The sequence below is a fragment of the Methylobacter sp. S3L5C genome, from assembly GCF_022788635.1.
Classification (GTDB): domain Bacteria; phylum Pseudomonadota; class Gammaproteobacteria; order Methylococcales; family Methylomonadaceae; genus Methylobacter_C.
Window position 1 is genome coordinate 4,247,033 of sequence record NZ_CP076024.1, and the last position, 12,607, is coordinate 4,259,639.

Sequence of the window (12,607 nt, forward strand, 5' to 3'; positions counted from 1 at the left end):
TTCAGACAGTTTCCCAAGCTTTTTTCCCGGGTTTTGTCGTAGATGGCAAGATAAAGCAATGCTTTGCAGGTTGTTTGTCGTTCTTGATCAGTACAGGTAAGACATGATCAATTAAGATGAAAGACCTATGGTTTTTTTAGCGCCTATTGAGCTAAAGACTGACTGCGACAGGTTGTCGCGCGACAATATGCCCTGTTTTCTAAATGAAAATAACCAGTTAGAATTGTCGCAACTCTTGATTATCAGGACCTCCTAAAGGGTTTTAGAGTTTTTGTGCGACCAATGTAAATTGGTCGCATTTTTTTTGCATACTGATTTATGCCCGTTTTTATTTTCTTGCGACACTTTGTCGCGCGGCAACTGGTCGCATGTCAATTTTTTGTCAGTCAAGCTAGAATCAAGACTTATTACTTAGCGTTTTGTATACAGAATTTCTTAACTTTAGGAACATGCCTTATGTTTAATCAACCTGATTTTTTTACTATTCGCCAGCTTGACCTGGAAAACAAGCTGATTTCTCCGTCAATAAAATTGTACGGTCAGGTTGGTTTTAAACTGAATGCCTTATATCAGGATATTCAGACCGTATTGATTGATTTTCACAGCAAGGTAGCCATTGCTGGAAAGCAGCTTTACGACCATCCTGTTGAAACCCTGACTGTCTGGTATCAACAAACCGCTTATGCCGGCAATGCTTTATATACTCAGGTTCAAACATCGGTGTTGCCAATTTATCAGGACTGGCAAGTCAAGGTAAAGGCCGGTAAGGATGCAACCAGCCAGTACTTACAGGCTTTTTGGGATAATCCTGATCAAGTGGCTTTGGCAACCATTGAACCAGTAACTCGTTATGTGGCAGCGATTGGTAAACAGTCTGAGCATTACTGGCAGCTACTTTTGGACAATCCGGAACAATTGATGGCATCGGCATTCGCCCCCGTAACCGGTTATCTGGCTACGCTTACTCAAGACGCAGAAGCGACTTTAATTAGTAGTTATTATGCCCTTGCAGAGTTATTTCGTTTGTTAATGACACAACCTTCAGTGACCTTGCAGGCTTTATATCACAATACCTTGGCGGCTTTGCTGGAAATTTATTTTGATATTGTTTCGTCATTATTGGTAATGGCATAACGTTGATTCGACAATCATTATCCCAACCTGACTACTAAACAATTAACACTATGATCGATAAAAAATTACTTCATAAACTGGCTATCGAGCTGGATAAATGCGTACCAGAAAATGAACATCTAACACCTGACGGACTTAGTGGTTTTTTTTATGCCTTGGCAATCACACCGGCCATTATTGATCCCGCTGACTGGATGGCCGAGCTGTTTTTTGGTGAACGCCCTCAGCTTAACGGTAAGCAATCAAAAGACTTAAAAAAAGCCGTTACCGCAGTGGTTAAAGCCAGCAATAAAGCGCTATTAAAAAATGAACTCAGCTTCCCTTATGATTTTAGTGCGCTTGATGATAGCGGGTTTGATCAATTGTGGCATTGGAGTTCTGGATTCTTGCAAGGCTTGTATTTACGACTGGCTTTTTGGAAAAGCGGAATTATCGCCAACGAAACACAACAAGCTTTGGATGTCGTTGCAAATAGTGTCGATATTATTTTTGCTTTGGTTGAGGGCAACGTATCCGTTCTTAAAAATCTCGACCAGTTAAAAGCACAGTTGCAATTAGCGGGCAAAGAGCCGACAGATGAATTAATTATGGCCTCTTTACTGCAAGCTTTACCAGAAGCTTATGAGTGTATTCGATTATTTGCCGACCGGATGTCCATACGATTGCTGGCAAGACAAAAAACGCCCAAAGTTATGGCTAAAACGTAGCGCCAAGTAATGAATGCAGTCGAGTTGTTAAGATTAATCAAGACGCAAGGCTTTGATATTAAGCTTCAGGAACAGGTAATTTCTTTGGCTGATGCAGAATTGGCATATCGGTTTGCGCATGATTTACTGGAGGCAGATATGGACCGGCTTGAATTAGTCATTGTCACCGCAAAAATGCCGCGTATTGCTTATGAGTTTGCCTTAATTAAGGCGGCTCGAGGTGGGAATATTGAAAAGCTACAGGATATGATTATCCGTTCTGCTGACGGGGGCTTGATGCTTTTATTTGCTGCCGATGTTCAAGGTGCAGACATCGAGCTGTTTGAAGAAGCCATTCGTTGTCATCCTGAAGCTAAATTCAGCCAACTTTTTGAAGCAGAAATGCGCCAAAAAGGTTTTTATTAGCACTAATCGAGTAAAGACTTATCCAAGCCGGAAAGTTCGGTAATACTCAATTTTTTTTTGAAATAGTTTTGGGTGAAATACCGAAGTGTTTTATGAAGGCATTACTAAAATTACTGGCATGGTTGTAACCAACAAAATCTGCGGCAACACTAACTTGGCAGCAGGTAGATTCAAGCAACTGATAGGCTTTATTCATCCTGAATTCCAGTAACAAACCATAAGGTGTATTCTTAAAAAAGTGGTGAAACAGTTTTTTTAATTTAAATTGATTGGTTCCTACGCGGATTGATAACATTTCTACAGAGGGCGGATTTTTAAATTCATCAAACAGAATGTCGCGAGCCAACTTTGCCATTCTCTGGTCTTTTTCATTAATTAGCCCACCATCTTCAGGTCGTGCTTGGCATAGCGGTGTTAATTCCGCAGCCAAGAGCGACATGGCTTGGCCATGCATAAATATCGATTTTATTTCTCTTGATACGTTACACGTCAATAACTGTTGTGCCGCACACATTCCTTGATGGGATATAGGGTGATAGCTGACTTGTTGAATGTTGCCTTTATTAAATAAATGCGTAAATTTATTTTCGCCAAAATATCTATCCAACCATTTTTTTCCGATGGAAAAACGCAGTTGGGTTATCGGTTTATTGGCTTCGTATTGTCGTTCACCGATGCTTGAATTGACTGTGGTAATGGAGGTAAAGCCTTCATTAAAAATAATCTTGTTGCCTTGCCCCCCAGAAAAACCCGAGCGTCCCTTTAAGCCAACAGTAACGATCATTCGTGGTTCCTGAAAATCTACTCGGCTTAAAATAGCCAAGTCTTTAGCGGGTGTATAGAGTGTTTCAATATAGCTCAAATCTTTATCAAGCTGGAATATATTGGAATGGCCGGATCCAGCCTCTTTTGGTAAAGACTGGTGCAAACAATTATTTGTTTTTTGGAGTTGTAACGGCAAATCACTGGCATTGATGCTCCATTTTCGGGCCGTTAGCTGTTGTATTTTTTTCATTACCCGAATTTTCCTTTACTATAAAACGCTTTAGAAATTAAGCATGAAGTATGCCTTTGTTTATTAGTGACTGATTTTTAATATAAATAATTGTTTTTTATTAAAATAAGGCAAGGTTTATTCTAATAAAAATACGTCATATCACACACTAAACAAGAAAAAATAAGGGATATGACGCAATCCTACTTTTAGCATAAGAAATAATCTTTTTTGCATATGAATTGGCGAAGAATTAGCGGTTATTATTCGCTACTATCATCGCCAGTTTTTAGTCATGTCCAACAATGGATTTAATGACTGAATAAAAAATTCTCAGTCAATGCTGAGGTGTATTTTCTTGCTATGTTGGATTTTAATATGAAACTCTTACGCTCTAATCGGCCGGTTAAACTTTTAAGATTAACCCGTCCACTATTGATGTCCTTTTTATTATTTAATTCCAGTTCTGCTGTGATGGCAACAGAGCAGCCAGATAGTGCTACTGAAACGGCAAAGGCGACGGGTAAAAAAGTCAAGCCGGCATCTGATAAAAGTGCGGCACTGCCTGTTACACTTAAGACAATGGAAGTGACGGAAAAAAGCGATCCACAACTTGCGGCGACAACTGCTGAAGTGGCGCTTACACCCGGTGGCGTTAGCTTGATTAACATTGATGAGTTGCGTGATCGTAATGTCTCCAGTATTGCAGATTTTTTCCGTTATGCACCAGGTGTTTGGGCACCTAGTCAAAGTGGTAATGATGAAGTATTTATTTCCAGTCGTGGTTCAAATCTGGATTCTAACAACTATGCGGGCAGTGGTATCAAGCTTCTGCAAGATGGGTTGCCGGTTACTGCCGCTGATGGTAATAATCATAATCGCATGATCGATCCGCTGGCTTCGAGTTTTGCAACCGTTGCACGCGGAGCCAATGCTTTTAAATATGGCGCCAGCACTTTAGGTGGCGCGGTCAATTTTACCTCGCCTACGGCTCATGATAGTCCCGAAATGAGATTATCCCTTAGTGGCGGTAGTTTTGGTCAGTTTCTTGGGCGGGGTACGGTCAGTAAGGTTTTTAATGACAGTCTTGACGGTTTGTTGACTGTCGAAGGCAAAGAATGGGATGGTTATCGTGGCCATAACAAGCAGGATCGCTTTGGTCTTTATAGTAATTTTGGCTGGCAAATTTCTGACGATGTCGTTAATCGTACCTTTGTCAGTTATATTAAAAACAATCAGCAGTTACCGGGCCAGTTGAACCGGGCACAATTCACGGCAGATCCTTATCAGGCTAGCACCCAAGCTATTGACGGTAACTATCAATTAAATACTGAAACAGAGCGCGTTGCCAACAAAACAACGTGGACTATTGATGATAAAAGCTCTCTGGATATTGGTTTTTCTTTTGAAAACCAACAGCTTTATCATCCGATAGTATCCAAGGTGATGTTGCCGAATGTTAAGGGCGGCCAAAATGATATGTTCAGTATGTTGGTCGATACCAACCAGCAAGACTGGGGTACGTCGGCTCGCTATAATCGGCGTATGGATAACCATGAATTATTAGTGGGTTTGAATTTTGGTACCAATTCGGATAAAGGTGGCAACTATACCAATAATGGCGGTCAGCGTGGTGCGATGACTAATGACATTACCAAGAAAGCCGATAATATCGAAATTTTTGCTCAGGATCATTGGCATCTAACGGATAAATGGACGTTAACACCGGCGTTGCAAGGCGTATTTGCACATCGTGAAGTCAATAACAAACGTTTATCTATTCCTCAAGACGGACAACCTAATTTTATTTTTGCACCCACGCCCAATTTTTATCCCCAAGGCGGTAATCCCAGTAACGACTATGCCGGTATTAATCCCAGTTTAGGCTTAATGTATAACGTGACCCAGAACTCCAGTCTGTATGGTAACGTCAGTCGTTTATTTGCGCCACCAACCAACTATAACATCTCGGATAATATCACTGCAGGTTCAGGTAGTACCAATCTTAAAGCAATGGAAGGAACTTCTATTGAAATAGGTACACGCGGCTTGCAAAAAATCGGTAACCTGAATAATGTAAATTGGGATTTGGCGCTGTATTATTCCTGGCTTAATAATGAAATTCTGTCGACTACTCCTCCGGGCGGTTCACCCATAGCAACAAATTTTAATAATACCATCCATGCCGGTGTTGAAGGTTTAATCGGGGGCTCTTTTGCCCTGGATAAAAATGGCACACATACCATCAAACCGGTATTGAGCTACACCGTCAACCATTTCAATTTTGATGGTGATGCCACTTATGGTAATAATGCTTTACCGGCAGCCCCCGATTATTTCTTGAAAGGCGAGGTGATGTATAACCATGCCAACGGCTACTTTATTGGGCCGACTTTTGACGTGGTCGGTAAGCGCTGGGGAGATTATGCCAATACTTATGCTGTTGACGCCTACAATTTGTTGGGTATGCGTACCGGCTGGTCTAACAGTCATTATAAGGTTTTTGTCGAAGGCCGGAATTTGCTTGATACTGTCTATGTTGCCAATACCAATATTTTGAATACAGCAACATCCGCTGACGCCATGTTAAACGCTGGCGCACCTTTAGCATTCTATGGTGGCGTAGAAATTACTTACTAAGGGTTTATCTGTAAATAGTTGACGGCATCAGTAAAAAATATTGATGCCGTTTTTTTTATATCAATTTGCCACTATAACGCTTTTCCTTTATGAAAATACTCTTGAAATTATTTTTGAAAATTATATTGTTACGATTTTTATTTTTGGCGGCTATTGTCTCATCTCCGGTAATGGCTTTGGAAACGGAGCAAACTCCTTTACTTATTCATGCCGCCCGGGTTTTTGATGGCACCAACATGAGAACCAATACTTCGGTATTAGTCATTAATGGAAAAGTGGCGCAAATCGATTCGCGTGACGTATTTAAGTCCAGTCCTGTTAAAGTCATTGATTTAGGCGATGCAACCTTGCTGCCTGGTTTTATTGAGCTACACGCGCATCTTGCTTTTCAACATATTCCGGCTGACATTGTTCTACGACATGGGATTACCACGCTTCGAGATGTTGGCGGGCCTTTGCACCAACCTTATGGTGGTGACGGCAGTTTGCGTGTTTTGACGTCAGGCCCGATTATTACTGCAGTAAATGGTTATCCCATTCCCGGTATGGGAGCCGATAATATTGCTGTTCCTGTTGCTACAGAAGAGCAGGCGCGAGCAACCGTGAACAAGTTAATTGCTGGCGGCGCGGTAGTGATTAAGGTGGCTTTGGAACCGGGCGGTGAAGTCGGTGCACCGTGGGCATCAGGTCACGGGCATGGTCATGAAGATAAACCGGTTGCGGAGCATGATGATCCTCATCATCAACCTGCACATAAAACGACTGATTCAAAAATGGCATGGCCGTTATTGCCGGAAAATATAGTTAAAGCGATTGTCGATGAAGCGCATAAACATCACCGTAAAGTGGCCGCACATATTGGTGAAGAAAAAGGTGCCGAGCTTGCCATCAATGCCGGTATTGATGAATGGGCGCACGTTCCTTGTGATGTTATTCCTGAGCCTTTACTAAAGAAAGCCGTCGCTCAACAGGTAAAAATAGTCACTACCATAGATACCTTATCAAAATGTCCGGGTATCACTCACAACGTTAACCGATTGGCAGCGCTGGGTGCCGAGTTTTTATATGGCGCTGAAGTTGCCCATCCCGACATTCCCTGGGGTATTGATGCACAAGAGCTTATGTATATGATGCACATGGCAAAAATGCAGCCGCTGGAGGTTTTGCATACAGCAACACAAAAAGCCGGTCGCTATCTGAATATACCACTGCTGGGAACCATACAAAGCGGTGCACCGGCCGATATGATTGCCGTAAAAGGTGATCTTGCTCACAGTTTTAAAACCTTGGAGTATCCCGATCTGGTTATGTCCGGCGGCAAGATTATCGTCAATAATTTTGTTAAGGAACTGCCTGTTTTACGCTGATATAGGGTAGCTTCTCATTAGCTGCAGGTATATTATAAATCAATGGCTTACATGGAAATAAAATTTAAACACCATGCATTTTCTTATAAGAATTCATCGCAACTCGATTTGATTTCTGATTGTCCGGCACTAAAAAAGCGAGTTTTAGTGAATTTCAAGTGCGCTAACTTATTGAAAAATAAGCTTACCTGTGACTAATGAGAAGTTGCGATATAGGTAGTGAAGCTTCGATGGGTAATCAATCCGGTATGCCTTGCTTGCCTGATTAATTAATTCATGATCCTATTAATCTTTGAATAACAATTATTAATACATTTAATGCCCTTCGGGGCATTTTTTTTGCCGATATTTTGGCTACCTACAAACTCTGTCGATCACACAAATGCGTTATATGACACTATTTGTGTCAAAAAATAGGGGATATGGCGCATTTATTTAATGTAATCCATGGATTACATGACTTTTGTCTAGGATGTATTGCTGTCAGCCAGCCAGAACAGTACGCTGGCGCTGTTCTGGCATGTACTTTGCTGATAATTTATGACTTGTCTGTTTTATAGAATATGCAGGCAATAAAAGCGCACAAATTATCACTAAACATAGACAATTGCAAAAAATGAAAACTAAAAATCAAATGGTCACCGGCATTCTGGTAGTGGCCGCTATTACCGTTACGCCAATGATTGCCGAGTCCGCCGATGAGCAGAAAGCCTCATCAGCTAAAGTACCGTCAGTTAAAGCTCCGTCAGTTAAAAAAAGCACAGAAGTACCGGATAAAAAATTGCCGGCTGATAATACGGTCTTTGAATTGGGCCAAATGGTGGTGACAGCGGCATCCACACAAAAATTACAAAGTACGGATATTATTACTTCGGTGGATGTTTTAAATGCCGATAAAATCCAAAACCAAAATGTACTGACCAGTTATGATTTATTTCACCGTATGCCGGGTGTGCAGGTTACCCAATTTAATCAAGGAACTACGACCGGAAAATTTTCTTTCCGGGGCTTCAACGGTGAAGGTAACATTAATGGTGTCAAGCTGTTAATCGATGGCATTCCCAGTAACAGTAATGATGGCAATATGCCTTTTATTGATGCGATATTCCCGTTGGATATTGAATCAATTGAAGTACTTCGCGGCACCAACGATCCTCGCTATGGCCTGCATGCCATTGCGGGTAATGCCAATATATTCACAACTCAGGGCGGCAATTACCTTAAAGGTCGAGTGAGTTATGGCAGCTTTGATACCCATGACATTCAAACCGGTGCAGGTTACGAATCAGGTGGTTTTTCACAAAACTATACGGTGTCATATCGGGCGACCAATGGTTATCGCGATCATGCCTCTTCGGAAAAAAACAGTTTTTCAGGTAAATGGTTTTATACGCCTGAAAGTGAAAAAATTAAAGTAGGGCTGATTGCCAGATGGAGTGAAGCTGAAGCACAAGAATCCGGATATTTGACGCTCGAACAAGCTAAAGCCAATCCAACCCAGTCCATGGCTCATAATGCCAACGATAGTGGTACCCGGCAAGTTGGCCAACTGAGTGGCCATCTGGATGTTAATTTAACGGATGATCTGTTTTGGTCGACTAAAAGTTATGCCAATACCCTTGATGATCAGCGTTGGGTACGCTATAGCGTTGTCGAATCGCAGCAAGAACGAGATACCAATGAAGTCCAGTATGGCGGTATTACTTCACTGACCTACCACCCCGATATTTCCTGGTTGGATGATTTCTCCCTGGAATCGGGTTTTGATGTTCAGCAACAAGATAACAAAAGCTGGCGGTACAGAAATTTAAATCGTGCCAGAACATCGCAAACCCGCAATCAGGATTTTAATTTCAATGTTTATGGCGGCTATTTGACGGCCATGGTTAAACCTTTTAAATGGTTAAAATTGACGCCAGGTTTTCGTGCTGACAAGGTTAGCGGTGATTATACCAATAAGTTGGTTAATAAATCGTATGAGGTCAATGATTACGGTACTATCTGGCAACCTAAAATGGGCGCGATTATTACTCCAATAGAAGGTTACAGTCTTTATGGTAATTGGGGGCGGACTTTTCAGGTTGCCGTTGGTGCCGGTGCTTATAATACCAATCCCAATCCTGTTGATATTGCGCCGTCAATTAATGATGGCTGGGAAGTGGGTGTTAAAGTCGAGCCTGTCGATTGGGCCGAAGGACGTGTAGCGTACTGGAAGCAAACAGCGACTAATGAGTCGAGTCGGGTTCTTAACAGTGCGGGTAACGATTCCACACTTGTTGGTGCCACTGATCGGCAAGGGGTTGATATACAGCTTAAAGTCCAACCAATTAAGTTGGTTAGTGTGTGGACTGCTTTTTCCTTACAGGAAGCTATTGTTGCTACACCCAAAAGTAATCCGGCACTGGCAGGAACCCAAATTTTCAATACGCCAAATTACTTGTTTTCCGGCGGTATAGATTATCAAATAATGCCCAAGCTAAAATCATCCCTGTGGACAACAGGACAGAGTAGCTATTATGTTGATGAGGCAAATAAAAAAGGTAAATTTGGTGAATATGCCTTGTTAAATCTGGATATCGGTTATCAGGTAAACAAGCTGGTTGATTTACAGTTTCAGGTGAAAAACCTGACAGATACCTATTGGGAATACGTTTGGTATAATACGACCGCCAATCAAACTGCCCATGCGCCCGGTGATGGTCGTGCCTTTTATGGGGCCATTAATGTTAAATACGATTTATAACCGATAAAATCATGTCGACAGGAAAAAATCCAGGCAATAAGATGCCACTAAGTCATAATCACTGGCGTAAGCGTTGGTTGAGCCTTCATCTTTATTTGGGATTGAGTCTGGGTCTGGTGTTTGTGCTGGCAGGATTAACCGGCAGCTTACTGGTTTTTTACGTGGAGCTTGATGAAATTATCAATCCACAGTTGCAAGTCTCGGCTGCGCTGGCTGAGCAGGAACCGCAGTCTTATGAGGCTGTCTTTCAGGCTCTTCGTCAAGCGCATCCGCAACGAAGTGCTGCCTGGCGGTTGGAAATACCGCGTCATAAACAAGCCTTGTTAATGGCGCGTTATTACAAGCCGGTCGAAAAAGCAGGTCTGTCTTTTGCTCCGCTGATTGTTTGGGTTAATCCATATAACGCAGAAGTCGCCAGTAGCCGTTTTTGGGGCGAGTTTGTAATGACCTGGTTGTTTGATCTGCATTATGAGTTATTGCTGGATGGCGCTGGCAAAATAGTGATGGCTATTGTGGGGGTTTTATTATTGATCCTGTTATTTTGCGGGATTTATTTATGGTGGCCAACTTCAGGAAAATTGCGTCAGGCACTGGTTATCAAACGTGGAGCAAGCAAACCCCGATTTATTTTTGATTTACATAAAACCAGTGGTATTTATGGTTTTGTGATTTTATTACTGTTATTGCTTAGCGGCATCATTTTGGAATTACCCGCGGTGTTTAAACCAGCAATCAATTATCTATCGCCTTTATATCAAATGGAGGCCAAGCAAATAAACTATCAATCCGATTATTCCAGAATTACCCTGGATCAGGCGGTTGCTGTTGCTACAAATCGTTATCCGGATGCTTTGTTACGCTGGATAGAAACGCCGGATAGCCAGATCGGTTCTTACCGAATTGTGTTGTACCAACAAGGTGAAGCCAGTGTTCGTTTTCCAAAAACAACGGTATGGGTCGATCAATATAGCGGAGTAGTACTATCAACGCGGGATCCCGTAACTGAGCAAGCCGGCGATACTTTTATGAGCTGGCTGCATCCTTTACATAATGGTGAAATAGCAGGTATGCCCGGACGGTGGCTAATTTTTGTGAGTGGTTTTATCCCTGCCATACTCTATGTTACCGGTATTATGCGCTGGCTACAAAAGCGTCGTGCACAGCATTTGCATAAGTTAAAAAAAGCTGATTGAAGATGGTTTACCCAAAGTGTAATGACATAGAAGTCAATCCGGTATCAGTAAAATGGTATATCGAGGTTTTCTTTGAGGACTGGAAGCTTTATGAAGGATAGGGGCGTGCGGCCAAACAATTGGATGAAGAGGAATCAAGCCGTGGCCTGATTTTGAGTATGTTGTTTGACCATTGCCTTCTCCTTCACCCAGAGCAGACGGCTCGTATAGACAACAAACTGTTCGCGTATACCTTAGGTAGCCTGCAAAGAAAGTCTCAAATGGATGTGCTGATTGAATTTATCAAAACATTGCTGGATCACCAGAATCCAGCAGAGAAACTTAAAGAATTGGCTGTACTTGTTGACGATGTTTTTCAGTTAATGCCTTCCGGCAAGCATATGGTTGGCAGAGATTTAGGCCGACTGGAACCCACGGCTTCCCTACAGTATCGTGTTGCTGGATGATTTGCCAAAAATAAGACTGTAAAGAATTTAAAAACTTGAACATCGAGTGAAAGCAGTTTATAAGCATACCTGCTCAGCGTGGGTTAGGCTCTATATTGAACAGTGGCTAACGGCACCTATGCAGATGCCTAATGGAGAGCAGGTAAGACGAGACAAGGACACGCCACAGGGTGGTGTAATTAGTCCGATATTAGCGAACCAGTATCTGCATTATGTATATGGTAAATGGATGGAAAAGTATTTTCCGAATAGACATTGGTGTCGTTATGAGGATGATGGTCTGGTACATTGTTGTAGTGAAGCAGAAGCCAAACACATGTTGGCAGTACTTGAGCAACGCTTCAATGCCTGTGGTTTAGAGCTTCACCCGCTGAAAAAAAAATCGTTTACCGTAAAGATGGCAGTCGCAAAGTACGCTATGAAAATATGGACTTTGATTTTCTTGGCTATACGTTCAGGCGTCGGTTATGTAAAAATCGCAAATGAAATAGTTTGTTTGTAAGTTTTACACCTACGGTTAGTAAGGTGGCGATGAAGTCGATGCGACTGAAAACTAGGAACATGCGCGTGCGAATGCCTTCAGAGATGAGTGTCGAGCAGTTGGCTAAGTGGCTGGATAGCCTACTATGGTCGTTACTATCGATCAGTCCTCTATGGTATGTGTCGGCACGTAAACAGAGCACTGGTAAGGTGGGCGCGGCGTAAATTTAAGCACCTCCGTTGGCATAAAACCAGAGCATCGCAGTTACTTGAGAGAGATGCTGATCAATGTCCAAGCTTGTTCGCCCATTGGCGAACTGGAATGACAGGAGCGTTTGCCTGATGGGAGCGGTATGAGTCGAGAGGTTCACGTACCGTTCTGCGAGAGGCTGCTGGTAAGTTCCTGCGGCCTACTCACCATAAAACTTTTTCCATCGGAAAATCCTTGTTCCGGCCACCCTATACTGCATATAACTTTTTCTTGGGTTTACTGCAAAT

Annotated in this window: 12 protein-coding genes; 11 read left to right on the forward strand and 1 reads right to left on the reverse strand. The window is 42.3% G+C overall.

The window, feature by feature from the left end; translation table 11 throughout:
- The first annotated feature begins 456 nt into the window (after nucleotides 1-456).
- Genes KKZ03_RS19250 through KKZ03_RS19260 form a run of 3 tightly spaced genes read left to right on the forward strand, consistent with a single transcriptional unit; the run spans nucleotide 457 to nucleotide 2,246 of the window.
- Nucleotides 457-1,134 carry a hypothetical protein gene (locus KKZ03_RS19250; protein ID WP_243218368.1) on the forward strand — a complete coding sequence of 226 codons (678 nt, stop codon included), beginning with the start codon at nucleotides 457-459 and terminating at the stop codon, nucleotides 1,132-1,134.
- A 50-nt stretch (nucleotides 1,135-1,184) separates the two neighbouring features.
- On the forward strand, nucleotides 1,185-1,841 hold the full coding sequence (locus KKZ03_RS19255) for a UPF0149 family protein (protein WP_243218369.1): 657 nt from the start codon (nucleotides 1,185-1,187) through the stop codon (nucleotides 1,839-1,841).
- Nucleotides 1,842-1,850: 9 nt separating this feature from the next.
- Nucleotides 1,851-2,246 carry a hypothetical protein gene (locus tag KKZ03_RS19260; RefSeq protein ID WP_243218370.1) on the forward strand — a complete coding sequence of 132 codons (396 nt, stop codon included), beginning with the start codon at nucleotides 1,851-1,853 and terminating at the stop codon, nucleotides 2,244-2,246.
- A gap of 46 nt (nucleotides 2,247-2,292) precedes the next feature.
- Here KKZ03_RS19260 and KKZ03_RS19265 read toward each other — a convergent pair whose 3' ends face one another.
- Nucleotides 2,293-3,261 carry a helix-turn-helix transcriptional regulator gene (locus tag KKZ03_RS19265; RefSeq protein ID WP_243218371.1) on the reverse strand — a complete coding sequence of 323 codons (969 nt, stop codon included), beginning with the start codon at nucleotides 3,259-3,261 and terminating at the stop codon, nucleotides 2,293-2,295.
- Between the two features lie 357 nt (nucleotides 3,262-3,618).
- Between KKZ03_RS19265 and KKZ03_RS19270 the strand changes: the two genes are divergently transcribed.
- The 8 genes from KKZ03_RS19270 to KKZ03_RS19305 all read left to right on the forward strand — a co-directional run bounded on the left by KKZ03_RS19270 (nucleotide 3,619) and on the right by KKZ03_RS19305 (nucleotide 12,452).
- A complete protein-coding gene (locus tag KKZ03_RS19270) occupies nucleotides 3,619-5,880 on the forward strand; it encodes a TonB-dependent receptor domain-containing protein (protein ID WP_243218372.1) in 2,262 nt (753 codons plus the stop codon).
- Between the two features lie 113 nt (nucleotides 5,881-5,993).
- Nucleotides 5,994-7,247 (forward strand): amidohydrolase family protein, encoded by a 1,254-nt coding sequence (locus KKZ03_RS19275; RefSeq protein WP_243218373.1) that lies wholly within the window; start codon nucleotides 5,994-5,996, stop codon nucleotides 7,245-7,247.
- A gap of 616 nt (nucleotides 7,248-7,863) precedes the next feature.
- Nucleotides 7,864-9,990: a TonB-dependent receptor gene (locus KKZ03_RS19280; RefSeq protein WP_243218374.1), complete on the forward strand. Its 2,127-nt coding sequence runs from the start codon at nucleotides 7,864-7,866 to the stop codon at nucleotides 9,988-9,990.
- A 41-nt stretch (nucleotides 9,991-10,031) separates the two neighbouring features.
- Nucleotides 10,032-11,183, forward strand: coding sequence for a PepSY domain-containing protein (locus KKZ03_RS19285; RefSeq protein ID WP_243218375.1), 1,152 nt, complete (start codon nucleotides 10,032-10,034; stop codon nucleotides 11,181-11,183).
- Between the two features lie 119 nt (nucleotides 11,184-11,302).
- Nucleotides 11,303-11,629 (forward strand): hypothetical protein, encoded by a 327-nt coding sequence (locus tag KKZ03_RS19290; RefSeq protein WP_243218376.1) that lies wholly within the window; start codon nucleotides 11,303-11,305, stop codon nucleotides 11,627-11,629.
- A 46-nt stretch (nucleotides 11,630-11,675) separates the two neighbouring features.
- On the forward strand, nucleotides 11,676-12,131 hold the full coding sequence (locus tag KKZ03_RS19295) for a reverse transcriptase domain-containing protein (protein ID WP_243218377.1): 456 nt from the start codon (nucleotides 11,676-11,678) through the stop codon (nucleotides 12,129-12,131).
- A gap of 65 nt (nucleotides 12,132-12,196) precedes the next feature.
- Nucleotides 12,197-12,334, forward strand: coding sequence for a hypothetical protein (locus KKZ03_RS19300; protein WP_243221755.1), 138 nt, complete (start codon nucleotides 12,197-12,199; stop codon nucleotides 12,332-12,334).
- Nucleotides 12,288-12,452 carry a hypothetical protein gene (locus KKZ03_RS19305; protein ID WP_243221686.1) on the forward strand — a complete coding sequence of 55 codons (165 nt, stop codon included), beginning with the start codon at nucleotides 12,288-12,290 and terminating at the stop codon, nucleotides 12,450-12,452. The genes KKZ03_RS19300 and KKZ03_RS19305 overlap by 47 nt, the downstream gene beginning before the upstream one ends.
- The last annotated feature ends 155 nt before the right edge of the window (nucleotides 12,453-12,607 follow it).